Source organism: Ruegeria sp. S84 (genome assembly GCF_056583445.1).
The window spans coordinates 3,682,196-3,705,682 of the sequence record NZ_CM152618.1; the positions used below are offsets into that span (position 1 = coordinate 3,682,196).

Consider the following 23,487-nt stretch of genomic DNA (forward strand, 5'->3'; position numbering starts at 1 on the left):
GGTTCGCGCCCCCGATAGTCAGGGGCGCATGGGCTTTAGTTGGTCGTCAGTCCCAGCCAACCGTCGACGATATCGCCGTTGGCGGCGATCCATTCGGCTACGACTTCATCCGTGTCACGGCCCTTGACTACGACTTCATAAGTCAGACCGCTTAGCTCTCCCGCATCCATGTCGATATTGGCAAGGAAAGAGGCCGCTGCCGGGTTGCGCTTTTCCAGCGATTTCGAATGCGCCACTGTCACGGTTTTGACCGGTTCACCCGTGCTGACATGGGATTTGTTATACCAATCGGCATCCTGATCGGGCTGAACCATCTTGTAGGTGGCCGCGTCGTGCTCGGGCTCTTCCAGAATGGTCACATCATATAAGGCGTGCACGTAGTGTGGCGCGTAGCAGTAGAAGGCCGCGCCTTTCTTCTGGTCGATCTGATCTTTCAGACGGGAATAGAACACGGTTTCGTCTTCGGTGGTCGGCGTCAGAAATGTCTCGATCCCATAATCCCGCACCCGCACCTTGAACGTGTTGGTCGAGGCCCAGCCCGAGGCACCAACCCAGACCTCACCCATGCCGTCGCCATCGGAGTCAAACAGCTCTTGCGCGACGGGTGTCGCCAGGTCGTAGATCGAACGGATGTTGTGATCTTCGACCATGTAGTTTGGCACGCAAATCCCAGCGCGGCCTTCGTAACTGCCTGAGGACAAACCTACGGTGCCTTTCTGATCGACATATTCATCCGTAAAGGACGACTGGTTCGGCAGCCAAACATCCGGGTGTACGTCGATGTCACCACGACCGCCATCCATGGCGGCAAAGATCACCGCGTTTGCTCCGGGGGCATAGCCAGCTTCTCCACCCAAGCGGGTCTCAATGATCTGGCCGATCACACGGCTCATTATTTTGGCACCGGGCCAGCTGGGCTCGCCCACCATAACCTTTTCTTGTGCCATCGCCGTTGTTGCGCCGAAAGCAAAGGTCAAGGTTGCAATAAGTTTCAGTTTTTTCATGTACTTTCTCCCGTTGCGTTGAGTTGCATGCGCCTTCAGGCGCGCGCCCGCTTACGTTGCGGGTCTATGAATGGAATATCCGAGACGGTGGCGCGCAGGCGTTTCATCCGCCCGTCGAGTTGACCGATCTCAAGTTGAGTGCCGTTTTCCGCGTGTTCGATGGATAACCGTGCCATTGCGATTGCGTGTTCCAGCGTCGGTGATCGGGTGGCAGACGTTACCACTCCTACTTGCCGTTCACCTGTATAGACGGGTGCACCGTGCGCTGGCACATCATCGCATCCGATTAAAAGCCCTTTAAGCGCCCGACGTGGCTCGCGCAGGTTGCGTTCCAGTGCGGCTTTTCCAGTGAATTCGGTTTTTGTCAGATCGACGGCGAAGCCAAGACCAGCCTCAAAGGCATCGACACCCGGCGCAAATTCGGCATTGGCCGCGGCGAGCCCTGCCTCTATCCGGATGATGTCCAGGGCGGCCGAACCCATTGGCGTGATCCCAAACTCTTCCCCAGCCGCCATCACCGCATCCCAGATCGCAACGGCGTCGGATTTGGAACAGAAGACCTCATACCCCAACTCACCGGTATACCCCGAGCGTGACAGCATAAACGGCGCACCCTCGCGGTCACGTAGCCGCGCGACGGTGACGCCGAACCATTTCAGATGATCCAAGCCTGGCACATGCGGTTGCGTAAAGGCGATCTTGCGTAGCAGTTCGCGCGACTTTGGCCCTTGAATGGCCAGGTTGGGCATTGCTCCACGCAGCGCATGGATCCGCACTTGCAGGCCACGCGCATCGGCCAGTTCTTGCAACGCGCGCCCGCTTTCCTCGGTGCCGCAACACCAACGGAAGATTTCGGGCGCAAGTCGGAACAGGGTGCCATCGTCGATCACCGAGCCGCTCTCGTCACACATCAATGTATAAGACCCGCGCCAGACCGGTAGCTTCGCCACATTGCGCGTGGTGGCCAATTGCATCAGAGCCTCGGCATCCGGGCCGACAATATCGAATTTGCGAAGCCCGCTCATGTCCTGAACAGTCACCGCCTCGCGACAGGCCCAGTATTCACCCAACGTGCCGTGGGCAGGGTAACTGACGGGCGCCCATAGGTCGCGCGCAGGTGCGAAATGCTGGGTTAACGGGGCCAGACGGTCGTGAAAGGCCGACTCCTGACTGATCGACATGGGCGCGTCTTCCTTTTCACGATAGGCAACCGCACGGCGGATGGGCGTTTTGGGGCGGTAGATGCGTACATGCACATCGGTCGGGTTCCAGCCATTGATGGGATCAATGTCGTCCGGGCAGGCGGTCGAGACGCAAACCAGATCCTCAAGCGCGCGCATGGCGACATAGTCACCGGGACGCGAGTAGGATTCCTCGGTTAGTATGTGATGGTTCGTCGGGTCGATCCATGTATTCCAGAAGAAGTTGATTGCAGGCCACGCAGCCCGCTGTGAAACGCCGTAAGGGGCCAAGGCGTTTGACATATTATCCGAACAGTTCAGATGGCCGGGGAACCCTCGCTCTTCATACCCGCGAGCGGTACAGGCTAGTCCGAATGTGTCATGCCGACCGCAGGTATCCTGCACTACGTTCAACAGCGGGCGCATGTCACGATCAAAGAACTTGTCCAGCAAGCCGGGGCCGGGATAGGCACGGCGCACCATCGACCGAGTGGCAGTTGAATCGATCATCCATTCCTGGCCACGATCCAGCCCATCAGTTCGCAGCGCCATGAAGTCAGAACACTGCTGGCCTTCAATGTCGATGATTTGAACAAATTCTCCAGCCTTCAGTTCATAGGCCAGAGCGCTACCGCGTTGCACGGTGAATTCGTCCCGTGTATCACCCAGCAAATGTGGCAAAGGCGGCCCTTTGACCATTGCTGGTTTGTGCAAGACTGTGATGTTCCCGGTCGCACTGCCTTCAATCAACCCTGTGACCGCGGTTGTACGGATCACCCAGACAGTAACCGTGTGGTCTGCGCGGAGAATCAGCGGCTCGGGTATATGGTCCAGCCTGTGACAGGGAACCTGCCGACTGCCGCCATGCGCCGTAACCCAAGTCAGGAGCTGTGTACTATCAAAATCGTCCCATTTGACGTGCCCGGTTGCTGTCAAACTCAGCGCCGCCAGTCCCGACTTTCCATCATTGGTGAACGCCACAACATCCAGTGCTTGCTTTGGACCAACCCCTTCTATCGAAAGCAAATCACCGTGCTTTACGACCAGTCGAACAGCCTCACGTGCGGTAAGGATGTGCATGCGGGTGTCAGAAGCGTTCTGAAACCCAGGAAACAGGCGGCCAGGGCTGTCAAACCCCGAGTTGGTAAACGCGTGTAAGACGGATGACCCCTGCATATCGCTGCTGAATTCCCAAAATGTAACTAGTTACAGAGGTTGATGAAACTAGTTACATATGTCAACTCTTTACTCAGAAATCCGCGAAATGGACACCAAATCCTACGATGCAAAAAGCCCCAGAGCCTAAAAAACGCGCAAATCTCAGAGATGTAGCAAAGGCTGCGGGCGTGTCTGTCGCGACGGTGTCGCGCGTGTTGAACGAACCGAGTGTGGTTAAGAAAGATACTCTGGAAAAAGTTCAAGCCACCATCGCTGACCTCAAATTTGTCCCAAGTGCGGCCGCGCGCGCGATCAACTCCGGACGCACTAGATTTGTCGGCGCATTGGTCCCAACTCTGGACAACGCAATCTTTGCCCGCTTTCTTGCGGCGCTAGAGCGCAAGCTGTCGGACCACCAATTGTCACTGATCGTAGCAACCACCGAGGCAAATCTGGATATCGAAGCCAAGAAAGCCAAAAGCCTGCTGGATATCGGAGCTGAGGGGCTGATTATCACCGGAGCCACACACAATGCCGCGCTGCTCGATCTGATCGAGCGCACTATGTTGCCAACAATCATTACGTCTTTCTTTGACCCCGAAAACCCGTTGCCGACCATCGGGTATGATAACGCAGCCGCGGCGCAACTTGCATTGCAGCACCTTGCAGATCTCGGACATCGGGACATTGCTGTCGTACATGGCCCGGTTCACGACAATGATCGCACACGAGCTCGCCTTGCAGGCATTACAACCTTTCCCTTCGCTGGAAATCTTTCAACCTTCGAAACCGAGATCAGCCATCAGGGCGGAGTAAACGTTGCAAAACACCTCGGCGGTCTAAACACCAAGCCAGATGCAATTTTATGCCTATCTGACGTCGTTGCGCTTGGGGTTTTGCTTGGTCTTCAAGCGCAAAACATCAGCGTCCCGGACCAGATTTCTATGATGGGCGTTGACGACCTTCCAATTTCGTCCGTGACCGTTCCGCCTCTGACAAGCGTGCATCTACCTGTTTTTAAGATGGGTGAACGAGCAGCAGACGCGCTAGCCGATTGGATCGCTTCTGATCAGGCACCTAAATCCGAAGAGCTCGCCACACGACTCGTTGTTCGGAGCTCTACAAAACGAATTTAGACGACCTGGGCATCACGATTTGCGAAACGAGCGAGGCTATGGATGATGCCGAAGGCCTATTACGGGCTCTGATCACCAGCCGGCACAAACCACAGTGGATGTCAGAGAGAAGCGCGTTTGCTCATTGGTCGAGACGCAGCTAATACCTGAGAAATTCTAAGAAGGGCGCTGACTAATCGGAAATGCCTTGACTTGCGAATGTTAGTGTCTGCGCTCCTCTAAGGAAAAATAACATATAAAATCAGTAAACTAATATCTATCGAATCGCAAAGCTATATGTCTCCCCACATTCCTGTTGTTTAAAGTCAAGCGAACCCGACCTAACCGTCATAGTTGGACCAGACAAGCGGTGGACGTTCGTCATCAGAAGACGCCCCCAATGTTAGACATTAGTTGAATTTGACATTTGCTTCATAAACTAACCCACCGCCTCCAGTTCATGCTCCGACGGACTGTTTGGTTTGATCTGACTTCCCTTTCGGAGAATCAGAGCTGATTTGTAGGTCAGGCAGCGAACAATGGGGTTGCCTTAGAGGTCAGCCGCGCCTTTTGCGACGTTAGTAACCTTAATGATCGCGCGCTTCCTGCCACCGGACGAAACCCTTGAAGGCCTGAAAGCGTACAGTCCGCCCGAGCGAGGGCGCGACTTCCCGTTGTTCTCAGCGGCAGAGTGTTTTGTTGGCTATGCGATCAACCAAAGCTCGTTGTACAATGGCAAACCTCGGAGTGTGTGCTATTTCATCAAGTGTCGCGACCCACAGTGGAACATCAATTCCAGGATCCATCTCGCTCGATAGCTGAAGCCGAGGGTCCGCGTTCCCGATGAACAAGGGCAGAAACGCTCTGCCCACCCCAGATGCAGCCATCTGCTGAAGCACTAAGAAGCTATCTGCTCCGTTGGTCATTTCATCCGCACTGACATGATCGGCAAGCCATTTTGCTGGAAGAGAACGACTCAATGCCCCATCAAGCCGCAACCATTTTTGATTGGTGCCGCCGTCGTCGAAAACTCCAAATGACAGCGTACCTGCGCGTTCCCCAACAAGCCCTTCTTCAAGTTTTATGGAGGGCCTTACGGCGATGTCCGCAGTTAATCTCGATAAATCATGATGGCTGTTGCCGCTCAATAAAGTCAGCTCCAAGCCAGGGTACAACTGGGATATCTCTTTAAGTATTTGGGGCAAAACAAGCTGGCAAAGGCTGTCAGTTGACGCGATACGTACGTGACCTACCGGAGACCGGTTTGCTCCTACAAGCGCACGTTCGACCGATAGCACCGCATCTTCGACGCTTTCCATAGCCGACAGAACTGCTCTGGCCTCGGGCAGGGCGGAGTATCCCGAAGGGCTTTTCTGGAAAATCACACAGCTATTGCGCTCTTCGAATGCGGCCACCCTTCGCAACACGGTCGCATGCGTGACGCCCAGTGCCGCTGCCGCTGCATTGAGTGAGCCGTAATTGCTTACGGCGAGCGCGTACCGAATATCATCCCAGTTTGCATTGTTCATAAATTAACAAGTGACGACCAATAACAAACAATTACAAGAAAAATCGTTCAAGTTAACATTCGGAGCATTAAACAGGGAGACACATCATGAAGAAGAAGTTCTCAGTATTCGCGGCAGGTCTTTTGTCATTGGCCGCCATTGGCACAGCCATCGCCCAAGAAAGTGAAAACCCGGCTGTGAAAGCTCGTACCTCAATCATGCAACTCTATGCCTTCAATCTTGGTACACTTGGCGGAATGGCTAAGGGAGAGGTCGATTATGATGCCGAGGCCGCAACTCGGGCCGCGAATAATCTTGTTGTACTGACACAAATCGATCAATCCGCGATGTGGCCCCAGGGATCTGACAATGTGTCCGATCCGACCACCCGTGCATTGCCTGCGATCTGGGAGAACTTCCCTGACGTTGGTGCGAAAGGGCAGGCCATGGCAGACGCCGCTGTTGCGATGCAGGCTGCGGCAGGTCAAGATGTTGATGCCCTAAAAGCAGCGATGGGCGATCTGGGCGGAAGCTGTTCGGCATGTCACAAAGCATACAGAGCTCCAAAGAACTGATTGGGCACTGACGGTGCGGCGCTTTCTTTTCTTTGTCGCAATCGTCATTGTGTTGGTCGGGTTGGCCGGTTTGGTCCTGACCCGACCTCAACGAATGGAGCAATCACGACTCGACGGTTTGAACCCAGATCTTGCCAGAGGTGAAATCGTGTTCCACGCGGCAGGATGCGCATCCTGTCATTCAGCGCCGGATGCGGTCGGTGAAGACAAGCTCGTGCTCGCTGGTGGTCGCCGGTTTGAGACGGAATTCGGCACGTTCATTGCCCCCAACATTTCCAGTGACCCGGAAACTGGTGTCGGATCCTGGTCTGCCCTGGATCTGGCCAATGCCTTGATCCATGGAACCGGACCCGAAGGGCAGCACTATTTCCCAGCGTTTCCCTATACCTCTTACGCCAACATGTCGGCCGAAGACGTGGTTTCGCTACACGCATTCCTCGGCACGCTGCCAGCGGCCGCAACGGAAAGTGTTGCGCATGACGTAGGTTTTCCTTTCAGCGTTCGGCGCGGATTGGGGGGATGGAAGCTCTTGTTCATGTCATCAGGCTGGGTGGTCGAAGATGATCTGACCGACCAACAAAAACATGGCAGGTATTTGGTCGAGGCGCTGGGTCATTGCGCTGAATGCCATACCCCGCGAAATGGTTTAGGGGGCCTGAAACGAGACCTTTGGCTGACGGGTGCACCAAATCCAAACGGGAAAGGTCGTATCCCCGGCTTAACCTCAGACCAGCTTGATTGGTCAGAAGCAGACATTGCCGAATACCTAAAATCTGGCTTTACACCAGACTATGACAGTGCGGGTGGTGAGATGGTGGAGGTCATCGAGAACACCTCACGGCTGACGGATGAGGACCGTTTGGCGATTGCCGCCTACCTCAAGGCTGTTCCTGTTTCGTCGACCGGGCTTTCATCCGAATAACAGTCGTTTGGCGCCACGCAGCGGCGACCAGATGCTGTCGCCGATAGGATGCCGTAAGACCTATTCCCTTTTCGCCAAACACCTGTTTTACGTTTTGAACATCGGAGCTCACCAATCACCCGAGTTTCTGTTCATGATTGACTGAGGGTCGCGGCCAAATGACACAAAAAATCGCTCTTTGGTCTATCCCGATATCCATTGCGGTACTGGCCCTGAAACTGTTGGCTTGGTGGCTGACAGGTTCGGTGGCTTTGTTGTCGGACGCAATGGAATCAACCGTGAATGTTGTCGCGGCTTTGTTGGCGTATTTCGCAGTTCGGGTTGCCAATAAGCCCCCTGACCAAAACCACCCCTTTGGTCACAAAAAAGCTGAGTATCTTTCAGCCGTGGTTGAGGGCGCGCTGATTGTGTTGGCGGCGTTCTTGATCATCAGAGAAGCTGTACTGGCGCTCCCGAACCCGCATCTTGAGGATGCGCCGCTGCTTGGAATTGCCGTCAATATCGTAGCAACGGGTGTGAACGGTGCATGGGCCTACCTCTTGCTTAGGACAGGTAGGCGCGAGGGATCGCCTGCCTTGGAAGCGAGCTCCCGCCACATTTTTACGGATGTTATGACTTCTGTTGGTGTCGTCGCTGGACTGATACTAGCGCTTGTCACCGGCTGGTTGATCCTTGACCCGATCCTGGCAATTCTTGTTGCGCTGAACATCTTGTGGGAGGGCTGGAAAGTTATTCGGGCATCCGTCGATGGCCTGATGGATGTGAGCCTGTCGGAACATGACTTGCAGACTGTTTCTAATGCAATCGAAGCAAACCTCGGCGCAGCCTTAGAGTATCATGACCTCAAAGGGCGCAGATCCGCGAATGTTATCTTTGTAGAGTTTCACCTTGTTGTGGACGGCACAATGCCAGTCAGCGCAGCGCACGATATATGTAACGACATAGAGGAAGAACTAGAGTGTCTGTACCCGGGTTCCGTCTTTGTCATTCACCTCGAACCTGATGACGAGTTGAAAGGCGACGGGGTTAATCCCCACTAAACTGCTCATTTGGTTCTGCAAAAAATCTATTGGTTTGACTGATCTGATTAAGACGTTCGGCTTGAAATTCGTCAGACTTAAGCCCGATGTGGGAAAGTCGGACCGGTAGTAGCCTGTCTCCAATGTCATGAAGCGTGACGATCAAAATTGGAGGCGAAAATGAAAATTCAAAGAAAGCTGGGTCAACTTCTAAGTACCGCGGCGTTGGCTTCGTTGATTGCCGCGACGCCTTATGTGCCAACCTTTGATGACGATGGCCGCCTACATTTTGAACCGTCATATGCCTTTGCCAAAAGCGGCAAAGGGAAAGACGGGGATGATCGTGACGATGACCGGGATGATGATCGTGACGATGACAGGGATGATGATCGCGACGACGATCGGGATGATAACTCGGGGTCGGGTAATAGCGGCCGTGGTGGCGACCGAGATGATGATCGTGATGACGATAGAGACGATGATCGAGACGACGACAGAGATGATGACCGGGACGACAATTCGGGATCAGGAAAAAGTGGTCGCGACGACGATGACGATAATGACGACGATGACTCCAAACGCTCCAATAAGGGCAGCGGAAAGAAGGATCGGTCTCAATCAGGGGGTAAATCGTCGGGTTCGGCTGGGATAACAAAGGTCGAAACAAACGCCAACGGCATTGAAGTGCGTTACGCCGACGGAACCAAGGAAGAGATCGAAAACGGGCGGTATGAGAGAAAGAATGCTCAGAACCGAACTGTTGAGGAACGCCCCGCGACAGGCGCTGACGTTTCAAGGCTTCGGTCCTTGGCGAATGGTATCTCAATCGACAATGTACGCTCATCTGGGCAAGGCGGCACTGCTGGAAGTCGACCCACGAAAATCGAACGCCAAGGCAACAATATCGAAGTAAATTATGCCAATGGTTGGAAAGAGGAGATCGAGTTTGGGCGTTACGAGTTGAAAGACCCTTACAACCGGACTGTTGTTGAAAGAAACGCAACGGCCTCTGATCGCCGGAGGTTACAGTCGGTCGCCAACTGAGCTGCAATTCCAGTCGATAATCCGTTGGCGGCTTCTTTTTGGTGAGGGGCCGCCACCGTCGCCAAAGAGACCGCAGCTATTCTCCCTTGTTCCAAACATCATGTGCAATGAGCGCGGCCTCTACCCGATTTCGCGCATGAAGCTTGGACAGAACTGCGGTCATGTAGTGCTTCACGGTCTTTTCCTGGAGGTCTAACTCGTCAGCGATTTCACGATTACTCAGTCCTTTGGCCACACGTCTCAGTATTTCTTCCTCACGATGTGTAAGGTCATCTAGAATGCTGCTGTTAACAGACATGCCGGTGTCAGCGTTGATTTGAAGAAGTACCCGCGAGGCCAAGCCAGGAGAAACGAACCCTTCACCTGCGGCGATGCTGCGTAAAGAAGCGGTTAGTTCGCTCGCGGTTACTCCCTTCACAATGTACCCAATCGCACCCGCCTCCAAGGCGTCCGCGACATCGCCGCTGTTCTCTGAGACCGTCAAGATTGCAATGACGGGTGGATTTGCCATTGCCGCGATTTTACGTGTCGCGCTTATCCCGCCACCGGGCATCGAGAGGTCAAGAATAGCTATGTCCGGCTGATGCGTGCCGACCAGCGATACTGCCTCTTCAGCACTGGACCCAGCGGCTAAAACTTCGAAGCCATCTGCTTCATCCAACGTGCGTTGCAAACCATCCCTGAATATCGGGTGATCATCGGCTATTACGACAGATGTAGTCATGATGTGCCTAACTTTCTGGGAAATAGTGTCATAGCTATGGTGGTGCCTTCGCCCGGTCTCGATGCGACGTCGAACCTGCCACCAATACTCTCGACCCGATCTCGCAAGCCCATAAGCCCCTGGCCACCATCGTCTCGCAACGCGGTTTCTTCTGACCTGTCAAATCCTGGTCCGTCGTCTGTGATCTTTACAACTATGCGGTCGTTCTGCGCCTCAGCGATAACAGTGCACTTGGAAGCTGGAGCATATCTAGCGGCATTGGAAAGCGTTTCCTGGAGGAACCGAAAAACGCACAGTTTGTCGGACAATGACAACTCTGGGGCCTGGCTGCCCAGGAATGAAATATCCGGTCGCAACGGGCTGTGTTCGGCGTGATCCTCTACGGCTCTCTTCACAACATCGACGAGTGACAGGCTATCGATATCTGGCGCGGACAGCCCTCGCGAAATTGCACGAATTTCAGCCAGCGATTTTTGCAAAGACTGCTGAATTTCCACTGCCTCTTTAGGCCTTTCCGACTCTTTGGAAAACGCCGCCTCCAGTCTAAGGGCGGCGAGCGACAGGTATTGCGCAGGGCCATCATGTAGCTCAGCTCCAAGATTCTTGAGGAACCGATCTGTTTGCGTGGTATATCTTTCTGACGCCTCGACCACACGCGACCGCAGCAGCGCATTCTGCTCAGCCATCTTCTCACTTTCTTTCAACCGCTGTTTAAGAAGAGACCCCTGTCGTCGAATTGTTTTGTCGCCAATTGCGACGATGGAATACAGAACAATAGTACTTGCCAGAAATGCGGAGCCGACGACCAACCAACTTGTTCGCCTGGCCTTGGCTAAGTCTAACTCAAGCTGGTCAGCTCTTTCGTAGAACTCCGCAATTGCGATGATTTCGCCGGACCAGAGTTCGCGAATTGGGCTGTAAACTTCCAGCAGTGGTATCCCCAATGCCGCCTCGGCGGCGCTCTCGGCATGATCAAGTTCTTCGAAAGAGCCGGAGATATCACCGTTCCACGCTCGCCTTAAATCATCCGTTGGATTGAAACGGTTTCCTATGATGTCTGTATCCGAGGCATGCGCAATCACACCGCCTTGCTTCCAGAATTTGTAGGAAACGATACGGTCACGCATTGGCTGGGTCATGAAAATCTCATCCAGCGCGAGGCTCGCCTGCTCAGAAAGGCGGTCGCCATGTGCAAATTCCTGGCTAAGCGGGGAAACTACGCTTTCCATATACAGCGCTGCGGAGTTGGCGGAGTTTTGCACGACTGCGTTCTGAATTCGATTAGACACCCAGACCCCAACGATTGCGGTAGCAGTACCCATCACGAAGATACTTGCCGCAAGAAAGACTCGCGACAACGACCAATTGCCAATCGTCAGGTCAGTTACTTTCGCTCTCATCGTGAAATCGACTATGAACTACAATCTGTTACCGCACCACAGACCTTGGTCTGACCTGATCTGGCCAAATCTCAGACTCTGAGCTTCCGCCCGGTGGCCAGAGTCAGATATCATCCATCGTTCGCAGACTTTGCAGCATCGGGCAGTGAACGTTACCACTATCACAATTGGCAGTAAGCTCACTCAAGGCGTGCTCCAGACGTCTGAGCTCATCAATCTTGCTTCGAACGCTAGAAATATGCGCCTCGGCCAGCTCTTTCACCGACCGGCAGTCTTCGGCACTTCCTTCTGACAGCTCTAAAAGCGCCTTTGCGTCTGGGAGAGGAAATCCCAGGTCGCGGCACCTCTTCAAAAATCGAAGTCTTCCCACATCGCTTGCTGAATAGAGGCGACGATTGTTCAGAGCTCGCACAGGTCTTGGTACGATACCTTCGCGTTCGTAGTAGCGGATGGTTTCTATGCCAACCCCGGATTGCCGGGAAGCCTCACCTATCGCAATCATGTGAAGTGCCTCCACTTGATCCTGTAGTTACTACAGGAGTTATACGCTCTGAATACCGGTGCTTCAACACAATCAAATCGAGCATCTCGGGAGCAAAAGATGAAGAAATACGTGAACCTCAGCTACTTGGGATCGGTTTCAGCTCTGGGCGTCGCAACATGCTGTGTTCTTCCAATGGCCATGATGTTGTTAGGCTTGGGCGGCAGTTGGTTGGCAGTATTCGGAAAAATAGCGGCGGCAAGCTACTATGTTCTCGCCGTCTCAACAGCGCTGGTCGCGGTTTCGTGGTTCTTAGCGCATCTAAACGGGACGTTGGCAAATCTGAAATGGTGGCTTGTCGGAAGCACGGCGATTACCGCGTTGGCATGGGTCATCGTGTTCAATGAGGCTCAAATCAATGACTATCTAATCATGCAGATGTGAGACAATGACAAATCAAACTGTGGTGCTCGATAGCATTTTGACCTGCCCTCGGTGTGGGCACGTTGAAACCGAGAAAATGCCAACTGACTCGTGCCAGTGGTTTTATGAATGCAAATCATGCGAGGCAGTTTTGAAACCGTTGGAGGGCGATTGCTGTGTCTTTTGTTCCTACGCGACTGTACCGTGTCCGCCAATTCAGTTGGGGGATAGCTGCTGTAGTAAGGCCACTGCCGCTAAAGGTTTCGATCCCCAATGAAAAAAAATGAGCTAGACCGATTTTTACCTTGGCCGCTTGGGAAAAGATTCAATCACTAAATCCGCTCATTTTTCGCTTTTCAGATGCGACAAGTGTTCGTGCGGGGCTAGTGTAACGGCCCAACAAAGGTTTAAGTGGTCTTAGTCTTTCTAAAACTAAGAGTGTCAGAATTCGCCAGCACAACTTAGGTTTTTAGTTTCTACTTTGTTTCCTCAGTCCGCCCAACGAACCCTTTAAAAACTGCAAGAGTCTCTTCGCTTACATGATGCTCAATACCTTCAGCGTCATGCTCTGCGACTTCCGATGAAACGCCCAAGGCGATCAGGAATTCCACGACAATCCGGTGACGCCTTCTACAAGCTTCCGCCAATTGACGTCCGGCATCGGTCAGCTGAAGTGAGCGGTAGGGAATTTGTTCTATGAAACCTTCTCGTTTCAAACGGGCCAAATTCTTCGAAACCGTAGGTTGGGTTACGCCCAACCGCTCGGCTATTTCGACCGGGCGCGCCGAGCCATTCTGATGGATCAACTCTGCAATAAGTTCAACGTAGTCTTCAACCATTTCGCTTTGGTGGGCCTGTCGCACAGCCTCAAATCCACTCGCCTGGGTATCAATACTACGATCTGAATCTTGCGGTGTCGTTTCAGTCATCGGCTCACGATTAGGTCGTTAATCCAGTCACTAGTGTATGCACCTGAAAGCCGAACTTGACAATGAGCATGCCTTCATCAATAAATTAGACAAGGCTAACCTTAATAGACAGAGCTATGAAATATCTAATAGCGTCCACACTTCTTTGCGCATTGCCAGTGATCGCCGATGCCACGGCGATTGAAGAATCTCCTTGGGCTCCGCGCGCTGCCGCGTATCGACTGACCTTGTTCATGGGAAATCTAACCCCGGTTCCCTGGGATGAAATTGAGAGGAGTTGGACCTCGCCCGCACCTGGCAGTGACATTCAGGTCGCTCCATTGTCACGCGTTTCCGACAAAGAGGCGCTTGCGATCAACCAAGCTATGCAAGCCGAAGATCTCCAGGCGCTGTTCGAAGCAAGCACAATTGCCATTGCTGAGGGAATCCTGCGCCATCTGGATGTCGCAAAGACCGCGTTGGGTCAGCCTGAAGCGGCACGCGAGGTTGCACAAGCGGCAGCTCTGTTCCGCGCATTCGAAGATGGTATCAAGGCTGCGGATGCGTCGGCGGCTCGCGATCTGGGCCGGGCATGGCTGGTTCTGAACTCCACCCTTGGCAGCGCAGGAGTACTGGGCAATGGTGCACAAACGGTGGATGTCGACCAATTTGCGGAGGCTCAGGCCATTGTCGCTGCCTATATTCGTGCCAACTATCTGCCATCCGAGTATGCCCAACGCGACAAGTTAACACCGCTGCCTGAAACAGTTGTGCTTTCCGGCGAACAAATCACAATGCCCGCCACGCTGCCGCCAGGGTCGAACATCGGAGATCAGGCGCAGCTGCCGCGGCTGGTTCTTCAGTTTGAAGAGGCGGGTGAGGATGAAGCCAATCTACCGCTGGTGGCCTATGGCGATATGCTGTTCGATAGCCCTGAAATCTTCGGCGGCCCGGCGCGCGAGTTGGGCATCGCCTGCTCGACCTGCCACAACCGCTCCGACGTGAACCGGGATTTCTTCATTCCGGGCCTGTCATCCCATCCGGGTGGGATGGATGTGGACGGATCGTTCTTCAATCCAATGTTCAATGATCGGACCGATGATCACTTGGATACGCCTTCCATGCGCGGCATCCGCTTTACCGCACCTTATGGCCGCGACGGGCGCGAACCCAGCCTGCGCCGGTTCATCCGAAATGTGATTGTGACCGAATTCGCGGGAAAGGAGCCAACGCCGTTTCAACTGGATGCGCTGGAAGCCTATATCAAACAGTTCGACTTTCTTCCCAACCCTAAGATCGATCGGTCCGGCAAGCTGACCGATCTGGCGTCAGACGCCGCCAAGCGCGGGGAGGTGCTATTCAACACCAAATTTGCAGGACTTGGTGACAAGTCCTGCGCTTCGTGTCACACGCCTGACCGTCAGTTCCGCGATGGTCTGACCTACGACATCGGCAGCGCTGAACCACCATTCCCCGGCGGCACGGCTTCTGCGTTCGAAACCCCGACGCTGCGCAACGTCAATTTCACTGCACCTTACATGCATGACGGATCGCTGCCGACGCTGGCCAGCGTTGTTGACTGGTTCAATGATACCAAAAATTTGGGTTTGGACGAAGCACAGCGCGCAGATCTGACGGCCTACGTCGAAGCTGTTGGAGACGGTGAAGACCCCTATCAAGTATTCGAGGGTCGCAACAGCGTATTCCGCTTGTCCTGGGAGGAGCTGACAACATTCGCCAGCACGCTCGATACCCTGCTGCCGATGCAGGATGCCGAAAACATAGCGGTTCTGATCGACACGGTAGCTCCTGATCTGGCGGCGGATGCCAGTGTCATGGTCAATCAGAACGCCAAGCCCGAAATCTACGAATTCGCCGCGATCCTGCGAGCGGTTGGCGATGCCAGCGCCGAGGGTAACTGGACCGAAGCCACCCGCCAGTGGGAACTGTTCAAGGCCATGCAGGCCGAAATTGACGAGAGGATGTTCTGATGTTGTCGCGCCGCAATTTTCTGGTCGCTGCAGCCGCATCTGCAGCCCTGCCCGTAATGGCTGCAACTGACCGGGGGCTGAAGCTGGCCTTCATCCCGCAGGAGAACCCCGAAAAGCTATTGGGTGACATCAACGTCATCACCGGCTGGCTTTCAGAGCAGATGGGCGTCCCGGTCACGGGGTTTGTCACGTTCGACCACGCTGCCGCCGTTGAGGCGCTGCGCAACGGTGATGCCGATATCTCGTTCATGGGAGCGTTGCCCTTTGTGTTGGCCGAAGACCAGATCGGCGCCGTACCGCTGTTGTCTGAGGTATATCGCGGGCAACCCAGCTATTCGGGCCGGGTCTTCGTGCGGCGTGACAGCGGAATCGAAACGCTGGCCGATCTCCGGGGACGTGACATCGCCTTTTCCGATCCGGTCTCGGAATCCGGTTACATCTATCCGCTTGATCTGTTTGTGCGCGCCGGGCTGTTCTCGGGCACGGGCGATGCCGACAGCTTTTTCGGGCAGAAATTCTTTGCCGGTGGTTACCAGCAGGCGATGCAGGCCATGGCCAATGGGCTGGTCGATGCGGCGGGTGCGAGCCAGTATGCCGATCTCTATCTGACCCCGGATCAGCAGGCCGAGGTCAAGGTGCTGGCGGAATCAGAACAAATTCCCAGCCACGCAATCATTGCCCGCCCTGATCTGGACACCGGACTGCAGGCGAAGTTCATTGAAACCATGCTGCGCCTCAACGATAGTGAGAACCGTTACCTACTGGCTTACCTCTATGGCCCGGATGGCTATCTTCCTGCTGATCCGTCGGTTTACGAAGGCGTGCGCGAGACTGCGCGGCGCTATGGGTTTCTGAAATGAACCCTATAGTTTCACTCAACGCGGTATCGCAGCACTTTGCCAGTGCGGCAGCTCTTTCAGATGTTTCGCTGTCGGTGCAGCCCGGTGAAAGCGTCGCGCTACTCGGTCCTTCGGGTGCGGGCAAATCAACGTTGCTGGCGTTGTTGGATGGTCGTTCGAGCGGTTGGCAGGGCGAGGCCCAGGTGCTGGGCAAGTCACTTTTGGCAACAGGAATTCCATCCCGCGAGGACCGTGCCAATACTGGCTTTGTCTTCCAGGAATTCGCATTGGTTGATCGGCAGAGTGTTTATCAGAATGTGATGAACGGTCGGATGGGCCGGATGACTATCTGGTCCTCACTCTGGGGTCGGTTTCGGGAAGAGGACCATATGTGCGTGACACGAGCGCTTCAGGATACGGGGCTGTCCGATCTGGCAAGCCGCCGTGCCGATCAGTTGTCGGGTGGACAACGGCAGCGCGTTGCGATTGCAAGATGTCTGGCACAAGAACCCGAGTTGATCCTTGCGGATGAGCCCGTCAGCAATTTGGACCCTGCTCACGCCGAACGCATTCTGAGCCTGATCACCAGCTCTGCACGTAGCCGCGAAATCGGCGTCATTTTCAGCTCGCATCAGCCCGACCTGTCACGCCGCTTTGCTGAGCGCATCATAGGCCTGCGAGATGGCGTGGTATTGTTCGACAAACCGTCGGCTCAGTTGACCAGCGGGGACATCGATGAACTGTATCACGGTGCCGGTGTCACATCGGGGCTGCGTGTAGTCAGTTGATGGGTCGATCCGTCATTTGGGTCATGCTGGTGCTGGCGATCCTGTGGTCGCTGACCAGCGGAGATATGGGATTGGGCAAGCTGCCAGGCGCGGGACCCCGTCTGGCAGAGTTTTTGGGGCGCATGATCCCACCTGACCTGTCCGTTTGGCGCGAGGTTCTGACCGGGCTGGCGGAGACACTGAGGATCGCCATTCTGGGAACATTGTTCGCTGTGATCCTGTCCGCGGGACTGTCCGTTCTGGCGTCTGAAACTATGGTGTCACCAGCGATCTGGCGTCCCGTCCGTGCCTTGCTTGCGGTTATCCGTTCGATCCCGCTGATCCTGGTCGCTATGCTAATGGTGGGCGCTGTTGGGTTGGGTCCGCTTCCCGGTATTCTGGCAATCACATTTCACGCGACCGGCATGTTGGCAAAGTTCTATGCAGAAGCCATCGACAATGTTGCCACCGCTCCTGTGGCGGCGCTTGAAAGCGCAGGGGCCAACAGAATTCAACAGTTGCGTTGGGCAATCTGGCCGCAGATGGCGCCTGTGATCATGCGCGATACCGTATTTCGGTTTGAGCTAAATCTGCGCGAAAGCCTGATACTGGGCATTGTCGGTGCCGGTGGCATCGGGTTGTATGTACAAACCTACGTGCGGTCGTTTCAGTATGAAAAGGCTGCGACCGTGACGTTGGCAATCATCGTTTTGGTTTTATTGTCAGAGGCACTGAATACGGCCTTGCAAAAGCGCTTCAGTTGAGGCCCCGCTATGCATTTCCGTGTGTATGCGTGGCCGCCATTCGAGCCTTCAGCTTCCCATTGCGCAGGGATCGAACGCGCGCGTTCATCCAGTGACGGAATATGAAGCGATAGAGCCAACCCCGAATGCTGCCGAAACTTTGCGCATGGTCAGCATAGAACGCATCCGGAGTATCAAAAACGCCAAAATCCTGCACGATGCCGGTTTTCTGAATGTACGTGTCACGACCTTCCCATTCGACCTGAGGGTCGCTCAAACAACCGGTGCCCGCCCCGTAACCGCACAGGCTTTCTGTTTCTGCAAAGTTACGCTGCAACGCCTCCAGGTATGGCTGATCCAGAATAAATCCCTCGAGGTTGACCCAACGATCGCCTACTTCAACTTCGACCCACGAATGCAAGATTTCTTCTGGCGCCAGCGGATAAATCAATTCGGGGACCACACCCCTCTGCAACTCTTTGTGGATCATAAAGCCATGCAAACGGCATCGAATACCGCTGCCGCGAAACAGTGCCATCAAAAGCGTGCCCTTGGTATTGCATTGCCCAAAGCCGTTAGCGAGCACCTCTGAAGCCGGGATATCGTCAGCACGGTTGTAACCAAAGGCAATCTCGTTACGCACGAAATCATAAATAGCGCCAATTCGATCCGAGACAGGCAGATCGGGCCAGCGCCGTTCCGTTATGAGTCCCAAAATTGTGGGTGTATCAAAATCAAGCAGAGGTGTGGCGGTTAACAACGGGTCTCGGTTCAGCATTTGGTCTCTCGTCGAATCAACTCAGAAAGACTTGTAATTGCTACAGTGACTGTAGCTTCAAGAGGCTATTTCCAGTTCGCAACAACGCTGCCCAGGGTTACGCGCCGATGTCTTCGTGATCAGTAAGACATTCGGAATGATCGCGTAGAACTTCGAGTACACGACAATCCGAGGTGTTGCCGCCACTGCATTCATGCACCATGCGCTCCAGCTCGGTCCGCAACGCTTCTAGCCGCGCCATTCTTTGCTCAATCTGTTTGAGTTGTCGGCGCGCGATACTGTCGGCTTCATGACATGGGCGATCCGGATCGTCGGACAAATCAAGCAGTTCGCGTATCGCTTCAAGCGAAAACCCCAGTTGGCGGGCGTGACGGATAAAAGCCAGGCGATCCAGTTCGGTATGGCCATAACGCCGCTGGCCACCTTCGGTGCGCCCCGGTTCCGGCATAAGTCCGATCTGCTCGTAGTAGCGGATCGTCTGAACCTTGGTTCCGGTCTTTTTTCCAAGCGTTCCGATCGTCAGCATCTGGGTCTCCTTACAAAGTTACAGCGTATGTAGGTTCGGGTTAGCACCGCACAATAGCACCTTCCAGCCGGTGGACCTGTGACACCCAGCCGCAGGCTCAAAATCCCCTTTGAACCTCTAGCAGGTAGAGGGTGTACATGCCGTTCTGAACCAAGAATCACAGGCGGACGGCTAACTTTGAAACTGACCGTATTTCAAAAAATCTTATGGGTACTGGCTGGTGTCGCAACGGCGGCATTTGCCTATCTGATGCTGTGGTCAGAATATAGACCTGCGCGGATTGAGGAGGGGTCTGTCCCGTTCGAAGCCAGGTTCGAACTGACAGATCACTCTGGCGTTGTTCGTACTCAGAACGACTTTGCAGGCAAGTGGATGTTGGTGTTTTTCGGGTTCACCAACTGCCCGGACGTATGCCCGACAACACTGTCTGAGGTAGCAGCAGTGCAGGAAGGGCTGGGAAGCCAATCAAACCAAGTGCAACCTATCTTCGTATCCATTGACCCCGAACGCGACACCCCGGCAGTCCTGGCCGAGTATGTACCACTTTTCGATGCGGGGATCATTGGGCTTACAGGCACGCCGGAACAGATTGCGGAGACGTCCAAGACCTTTCCGATTTTCTACGAACGGATCGAACAAGCCACTGCGCCGGACGGTTATACGATGGGGCATACCTCTCATCTGTTTCTGTTCAACAAGGACGCTGGATTCGTTCAGTCCTGGTCATATGGCACGCCAGCAGAAGAAATTCTTGCGGATCTGAAACAAAGACTTTGAGCACCATGTCCCGGTTTTCCAAAGATACACTTCTTGGCCTGGCCTGGGCGATTGCCCTGGTTGCGTCTCTTTCTGTTCTGTTCATTGGAGAGATCCTGGGGCAGACGCCCTGTGTGCTGTGCTGGTTCCAGCGCGCGTTCATGTTCCCATTGGCGATCGTACTGGGGCTTGGCCTGTGGTGGCAGGACCAGAACGTGGGCCGATACGGGATAGCACTGGCATTGGGGGGCGCTGCTGTCGCCTTGTGGCATATGGGCCTGTATGCTGGTCTAATCCCCGAAAAAATCCAACCATGCTCGGCCAGTGGTCCGTCCTGCACGGACGCAAATCAAACTGTTTTGGGCATCCCGATTCCGCTGATGGCGCTCGTTTCATTCGCGCTAATCGGCGTTCTGTGCGCCCTTTCACTCAAGGAGAAACAAGTATGAACAGACGTGGCCTGATTTTGTCCGTTCTCGCATTCGGTGGTGCCGGATTCGGAGCCGCTTCCTGGTACGTGAACCGTCCGGCTGCTTCAGGCAACACCGAGCCTGTTGCACCCGAAATCGCTGAAACACTTATCCGTTCCTACTCGCCTGTTCTCGGCCCAAAGGACGCACCGGTTACAATTGTCGAATTTTTCGATCCGGCTTGTGAAGCCTGCCGTGCCTTTCATCCGGTCGTGAAGGACATCATGGCACAGCATGGAGACGCCGTGCGCGTTGTGATCCGGTACACCCCTTTCCATGGCGAAGGCTCAGAGGAGGCGATCCGCGTGCTTGAAGCGGCACGCATGCAGGGGGTCTTTGAACCGGTACTGGAAGCCGTGTTGCGAGAGCAGCCCAAATGGGCCGCGCATGGTGCGCCTGAGCCTGGTCTTATTATTCGAATTGCAGCAGCGGCGGGACTGGATGCCGAGGCAGCGCAGGCACAAATGCTTGCGCCCCAGACAGTTGGTGTTCTCAATCAGGATCGCGCTGATGTGGAAGCGGTCGGTATACGGCAAACTCCGACATTTTTCGTCAATGGCAAATCTCTGGATCCGTTTGGTGAGGCTGAATTGAGACGCCTGGTCGCTGCAGAAGTTGCAGCACTGCAAAGCTGAGCAGTAGCGAGAGGTACTATGAGACTCACTGCAAAAAATACACTTCTGGCAGGTGTGCTTGCCGCATTCGGCACCACTGCCATTCTATCGGCACCTGTACTGGCAGGGGGCGGCGATGTTGTCGTTGAAGATGCCTGGTCGCGCGCTTCAATTGGCACCAACCGACCTGGCGTCGCTTACATGACGATCCGCAACACCGGCAATGAGGCCGTCACGCTGACGTCTATCCACACCGATCTTGCGATGATGCCCGAGATCCATCAGACATCGACCAATGCAGAGGGCGTCAGTTCCATGGCACCAGCTGGCGAGCTGGAAATTGCGCCGGGTGGTTCCGTAGCGCTTGAGCCGGGCGGGCTCCACGCTATGCTCATGCGGCTGCAACGCCCTATGACCGAAGGCGAGAGTTTTGCGCTGACTCTGATCTTTGCCGATGGCGCAGAAAAGACTGTCAACGTACCGATATTTGGTATTGCTGCGCGAGGCCCTGGGAACTGATGCAACGGCGACGCGTTCTCACATTTGGGGCTGCTGGGCTTGGTGCAATCGGGCTGACACTCTTTGCCGGATGGTGGCAAGTGGATGGGCCGGGAGCGGCTCAATCTGATCGCCTTCGTCCCCTTGCGTTGTCAGACATGAACTTTCGCATGGTTGATCACGAAGGGACCACCGTCACCCCGCAATCGCTCGTCGGACGTGCAACAATGGTGTTCTTCGGCTTTACCTACTGCCCGGATGTTTGCCCGACGACACTTTCGGATATTTCCCTCTGGCTGGATGATCTGGGCAATGACGCGGATGAATTGAACGTCGTGTTCATAACCGTAGACCCTGAAAGAGACACAGTCGAATCTATGGCCGACTATGTCAGCTACTTTCATCCCGCTGTCCGTGGGTGGGTCGGCGTTTCGGACCAAATCGCTCAGGCCGCAGACGATTTTCGCGCCACTTATGAAAAAGTTCCAATGGAAGATGGCGACTACACAATGAACCACACTGCAAGTGTATTTCTGTTTAGCCCCACAGGCGAATTTGTCAGCACCATCGACTATCATGAGCAGAGAGAATTCGCTGTGCCCAAGATCCGTCGTGCTTTGAAAAGTGGAGCGGATAAAACATCATGAACGCACGGTTTCTAGCAACCTCGGCAATCGCGATCAGCAGCGTCTCAATTGCTTCGATCGTGTTCATTGCCTCGAACCGGTCTGAAATGACGGCGCCTGCGCCCACGGTCTTTCCGGTGCCCAAGCTTCCTGCGGAACCGCAGATCACATCGGCTCAGTTGCTGAACGTACCATCAGCAGAACTCGCTCCAAGCCCCGTTTCGTTTCGACCTGCTCAACCGGAACCCATTCAGGCAGAGGAACCTTTGCCACCTGTTGAACCGCCTTCACGGACATGGACGCGCGAACTTGCGTTGGGTGACACGCTCGACAGTTTGCTGTCTAAAGCCGGGATCAACGCAACCGATCGGGCCGAAATCGCACTTGCGCTTGGCGCTGAATATGATTTGCAGCGTTTGCGCCCAGGCCACTCGATAACAGTCGTTACAACCGCAGCGGATCAACCGCAGAGCGTGGAGCTTGCGGTGGAAGATGGCGTAAGAATCGAGGTGATACTTAGCGAAACGTTGTCCACGCGCGTGGTCTCACCAGAACCCAACACCGTCATTCTGGCCCGCAAAATAGAGATCGAAACTTCGATTTCAAATGCGCTGAGTAGCGCAAAGATCCCGGTTCGTTTTGCGGTGGATCTGGCGCAGATGCTGAGCGGGACAGTGGATTTTCGGAGGGACCTGACAGGTGGTGAAGCTCTCCGTCTTCTCTGGCGCGAAAAGAGCATCGATGGCGAGAGAACAGGCCAGCCAGAACTCATTTTTGCGGCGCTGGAAGTTGATGACCAACTTTATGAAATAGCATGGCCAGATGCCGAAAATGGCCGCGCCACAATCTATGTCGATGGTGAGCTTCTTCGCGTCTTCTCGCAGCCAGTCGAGGGCGCGCGCCTGAGTTCAGTCTTTGGTCGGCGGAAGCACCCGGTCTACGGAAATGTTCGGATGCATACAGGTGTCGATTTTGCTGCCGCACGTGGTACTCCGGTGCATGCGACGGCCCCGGGCCGCGTGTCTTATATTGGTTGGCGCGGGGGGTATGGGCGTGTGGTCGAAATCGCTCATGGATCGGACACGGTCACGCGATACACGCATCTTAGCGCAACCGCCGATGGTCTGACCAAAGGTCAGCGCGTGGAGGCGGGCCAGGTGGTTGGTCGTGTCGGGTCGACCGGCACCGCAACCGGCCCAAATCTTCATTATGAAGTATTGGTCGACGGGCGTCCGACAGACCCGCTATCTGACGATCGACTTGCTGCCGCTGCGAATGACAAGGTAGAAAACGAAGCAGCGCAAAAGCGATTAAGTAGTGCACGGGCACAGCTTGAGAAGCAGCTGGGCGATCTCACTGCCAAGAAACGCGAAGCTAACTCGTGAGAGTTCTTTCAGAACGCCTCCAGACGCGCGGC

At 54.7% G+C, this 23,487-nt stretch carries 26 protein-coding genes; 17 read left to right on the plus strand and 9 right to left on the minus strand.

From position 1 onward, the window contains the following. Window positions 1–35 precede the first annotated feature (35 nt). A complete protein-coding gene (locus AC1DFB_RS18515; RefSeq protein WP_480921824.1) occupies window positions 36–1,004 on the minus strand; it encodes an ABC transporter substrate-binding protein in 969 nt (322 codons plus the stop codon). Window positions 1,005–1,039: 35 nt separating this feature from the next. Then, a complete protein-coding gene (locus AC1DFB_RS18520; protein WP_480921825.1) occupies window positions 1,040–3,265 on the minus strand; it encodes a DUF1989 domain-containing protein in 2,226 nt (741 codons plus the stop codon). Between the two features lie 266 nt (window positions 3,266–3,531). On the opposite strand from AC1DFB_RS18520, the gene AC1DFB_RS18525 reads away from it, so the two are divergent. Continuing rightward, complete coding sequence (locus AC1DFB_RS18525; RefSeq protein ID WP_480921826.1) at window positions 3,532–4,479, plus strand: substrate-binding domain-containing protein; 948 nt, start codon at window positions 3,532–3,534, stop codon at window positions 4,477–4,479. A gap of 659 nt (window positions 4,480–5,138) precedes the next feature. Here AC1DFB_RS18525 and AC1DFB_RS18530 read toward each other — a convergent pair. Next, complete coding sequence (locus tag AC1DFB_RS18530; RefSeq protein ID WP_480921827.1) at window positions 5,139–5,987, minus strand: LysR family transcriptional regulator; 849 nt, start codon at window positions 5,985–5,987, stop codon at window positions 5,139–5,141. Window positions 5,988–6,073: 86 nt separating this feature from the next. On the opposite strand from AC1DFB_RS18530, the gene AC1DFB_RS18535 reads away from it, so the two are divergent. The 4 genes from AC1DFB_RS18535 (at window position 6,074) to AC1DFB_RS18550 (ending at window position 9,526) form a co-directional block, all read left to right on the plus strand. After that, window positions 6,074–6,541, plus strand: coding sequence for a cytochrome c (locus AC1DFB_RS18535; protein ID WP_170402540.1), 468 nt, complete (start codon window positions 6,074–6,076; stop codon window positions 6,539–6,541). Between the two features lie 13 nt (window positions 6,542–6,554). Next, window positions 6,555–7,463, plus strand: a complete 909-nt coding sequence (locus AC1DFB_RS18540) for a c-type cytochrome (protein ID WP_480921828.1) — start codon at window positions 6,555–6,557, stop codon at window positions 7,461–7,463. A gap of 158 nt (window positions 7,464–7,621) precedes the next feature. After that, on the plus strand, window positions 7,622–8,503 hold the full coding sequence (locus tag AC1DFB_RS18545) for a cation diffusion facilitator family transporter (protein WP_480921829.1): 882 nt from the start codon (window positions 7,622–7,624) through the stop codon (window positions 8,501–8,503). A gap of 159 nt (window positions 8,504–8,662) precedes the next feature. Beyond that, window positions 8,663–9,526: a hypothetical protein gene (locus tag AC1DFB_RS18550; protein ID WP_480921830.1), complete on the plus strand. Its 864-nt coding sequence runs from the start codon at window positions 8,663–8,665 to the stop codon at window positions 9,524–9,526. Window positions 9,527–9,602: 76 nt separating this feature from the next. Here the strand turns inward: AC1DFB_RS18550 and AC1DFB_RS18555 are convergent, their stop codons facing one another. From AC1DFB_RS18555 to AC1DFB_RS18565, 3 genes are all read right to left on the minus strand, one after another. Continuing rightward, window positions 9,603–10,250, minus strand: a complete 648-nt coding sequence (locus tag AC1DFB_RS18555; protein ID WP_170392761.1) for a response regulator — start codon at window positions 10,248–10,250, stop codon at window positions 9,603–9,605. Then, a complete protein-coding gene (locus AC1DFB_RS18560) occupies window positions 10,247–11,650 on the minus strand; it encodes a sensor histidine kinase (RefSeq protein WP_480921831.1) in 1,404 nt (467 codons plus the stop codon). The genes AC1DFB_RS18555 and AC1DFB_RS18560 overlap by 4 nt, the downstream gene beginning before the upstream one ends. A 103-nt stretch (window positions 11,651–11,753) precedes the next feature. Continuing rightward, on the minus strand, window positions 11,754–12,152 hold the full coding sequence (locus tag AC1DFB_RS18565; protein ID WP_170818943.1) for a MerR family transcriptional regulator: 399 nt from the start codon (window positions 12,150–12,152) through the stop codon (window positions 11,754–11,756). Between the two features lie 99 nt (window positions 12,153–12,251). Between AC1DFB_RS18565 and AC1DFB_RS18570 the strand changes: the two genes are divergently transcribed. Both AC1DFB_RS18570 and AC1DFB_RS18575 read left to right on the plus strand, forming a co-directional pair. Beyond that, window positions 12,252–12,575: a hypothetical protein gene (locus AC1DFB_RS18570; protein WP_480921832.1), complete on the plus strand. Its 324-nt coding sequence runs from the start codon at window positions 12,252–12,254 to the stop codon at window positions 12,573–12,575. Window positions 12,576–12,651: 76 nt separating this feature from the next. Then, the gene (locus AC1DFB_RS18575; RefSeq protein WP_480922630.1) at window positions 12,652–12,831 is read left to right on the plus strand and encodes a GDCCVxC domain-containing (seleno)protein; all 180 of its coding nucleotides are present in this window, start codon (window positions 12,652–12,654) and stop codon (window positions 12,829–12,831) included. A gap of 199 nt (window positions 12,832–13,030) precedes the next feature. Here AC1DFB_RS18575 and mntR read toward each other — a convergent pair whose 3' ends face one another. After that, the gene (mntR, locus tag AC1DFB_RS18580) at window positions 13,031–13,483 is read right to left on the minus strand and encodes a manganese-binding transcriptional regulator MntR (RefSeq protein WP_480921833.1); all 453 of its coding nucleotides are present in this window, start codon (window positions 13,481–13,483) and stop codon (window positions 13,031–13,033) included. Between the two features lie 116 nt (window positions 13,484–13,599). Here mntR and AC1DFB_RS18585 point away from each other — a divergent pair, with 116 nt between their 5' ends. The 4 genes from AC1DFB_RS18585 to phnE are packed head-to-tail and all read left to right on the plus strand — an operon-like array spanning window position 13,600 to window position 17,823. Beyond that, window positions 13,600–15,453 (plus strand): cytochrome c peroxidase, encoded by a 1,854-nt coding sequence (locus tag AC1DFB_RS18585; RefSeq protein ID WP_480921834.1) that lies wholly within the window; start codon window positions 13,600–13,602, stop codon window positions 15,451–15,453. Next, entirely contained in the window at window positions 15,453–16,313 is an 861-nt protein-coding gene (locus AC1DFB_RS18590; RefSeq protein WP_170663588.1) for a phosphate/phosphite/phosphonate ABC transporter substrate-binding protein, read from the plus strand. The genes AC1DFB_RS18585 and AC1DFB_RS18590 overlap by 1 nt, the downstream gene beginning before the upstream one ends. Next, on the plus strand, window positions 16,310–17,080 hold the full coding sequence (locus tag AC1DFB_RS18595; protein WP_480921835.1) for a phosphonate ABC transporter ATP-binding protein: 771 nt from the start codon (window positions 16,310–16,312) through the stop codon (window positions 17,078–17,080). The genes AC1DFB_RS18590 and AC1DFB_RS18595 overlap by 4 nt, the downstream gene beginning before the upstream one ends. Continuing rightward, a complete protein-coding gene (phnE, locus tag AC1DFB_RS18600; RefSeq protein ID WP_480921836.1) occupies window positions 17,080–17,823 on the plus strand; it encodes a phosphonate ABC transporter, permease protein PhnE in 744 nt (247 codons plus the stop codon). Before AC1DFB_RS18595 ends, phnE begins: the two co-directional genes overlap by 1 nt. A gap of 7 nt (window positions 17,824–17,830) precedes the next feature. Here phnE and AC1DFB_RS18605 read toward each other — a convergent pair whose 3' ends face one another. Both AC1DFB_RS18605 and AC1DFB_RS18610 read right to left on the minus strand, forming a co-directional pair. After that, a complete protein-coding gene (locus tag AC1DFB_RS18605; RefSeq protein WP_170801778.1) occupies window positions 17,831–18,580 on the minus strand; it encodes a transglutaminase-like domain-containing protein in 750 nt (249 codons plus the stop codon). A 97-nt stretch (window positions 18,581–18,677) separates the two neighbouring features. Then, a complete protein-coding gene (locus AC1DFB_RS18610; protein WP_170392752.1) occupies window positions 18,678–19,106 on the minus strand; it encodes a MerR family transcriptional regulator in 429 nt (142 codons plus the stop codon). A 177-nt stretch (window positions 19,107–19,283) separates the two neighbouring features. Here AC1DFB_RS18610 and AC1DFB_RS18615 point away from each other — a divergent pair, with 177 nt between their 5' ends. From AC1DFB_RS18615 to AC1DFB_RS18640, 6 genes are read left to right on the plus strand one after another with little or no spacing between them, the layout of a single operon-like run. Further along, window positions 19,284–19,883, plus strand: coding sequence for an SCO family protein (locus AC1DFB_RS18615; RefSeq protein ID WP_480886810.1), 600 nt, complete (start codon window positions 19,284–19,286; stop codon window positions 19,881–19,883). A gap of 5 nt (window positions 19,884–19,888) precedes the next feature. Further along, window positions 19,889–20,311, plus strand: coding sequence for a disulfide bond formation protein B (locus AC1DFB_RS18620; RefSeq protein ID WP_170663591.1), 423 nt, complete (start codon window positions 19,889–19,891; stop codon window positions 20,309–20,311). Continuing rightward, window positions 20,308–20,967, plus strand: a complete 660-nt coding sequence (locus tag AC1DFB_RS18625; protein ID WP_170516106.1) for a thioredoxin domain-containing protein — start codon at window positions 20,308–20,310, stop codon at window positions 20,965–20,967. Before AC1DFB_RS18620 ends, AC1DFB_RS18625 begins: the two co-directional genes overlap by 4 nt. An 18-nt stretch (window positions 20,968–20,985) precedes the next feature. Beyond that, window positions 20,986–21,465, plus strand: coding sequence for a copper chaperone PCu(A)C (locus AC1DFB_RS18630; protein ID WP_480886813.1), 480 nt, complete (start codon window positions 20,986–20,988; stop codon window positions 21,463–21,465). Then, a complete protein-coding gene (locus tag AC1DFB_RS18635) occupies window positions 21,465–22,091 on the plus strand; it encodes an SCO family protein (protein ID WP_480886815.1) in 627 nt (208 codons plus the stop codon). The genes AC1DFB_RS18630 and AC1DFB_RS18635 overlap by 1 nt, the downstream gene beginning before the upstream one ends. Further along, complete coding sequence (locus tag AC1DFB_RS18640; RefSeq protein ID WP_480921837.1) at window positions 22,088–23,455, plus strand: peptidoglycan DD-metalloendopeptidase family protein; 1,368 nt, start codon at window positions 22,088–22,090, stop codon at window positions 23,453–23,455. Before AC1DFB_RS18635 ends, AC1DFB_RS18640 begins: the two co-directional genes overlap by 4 nt. Window positions 23,456–23,487: the final 32 nt, after the last annotated feature.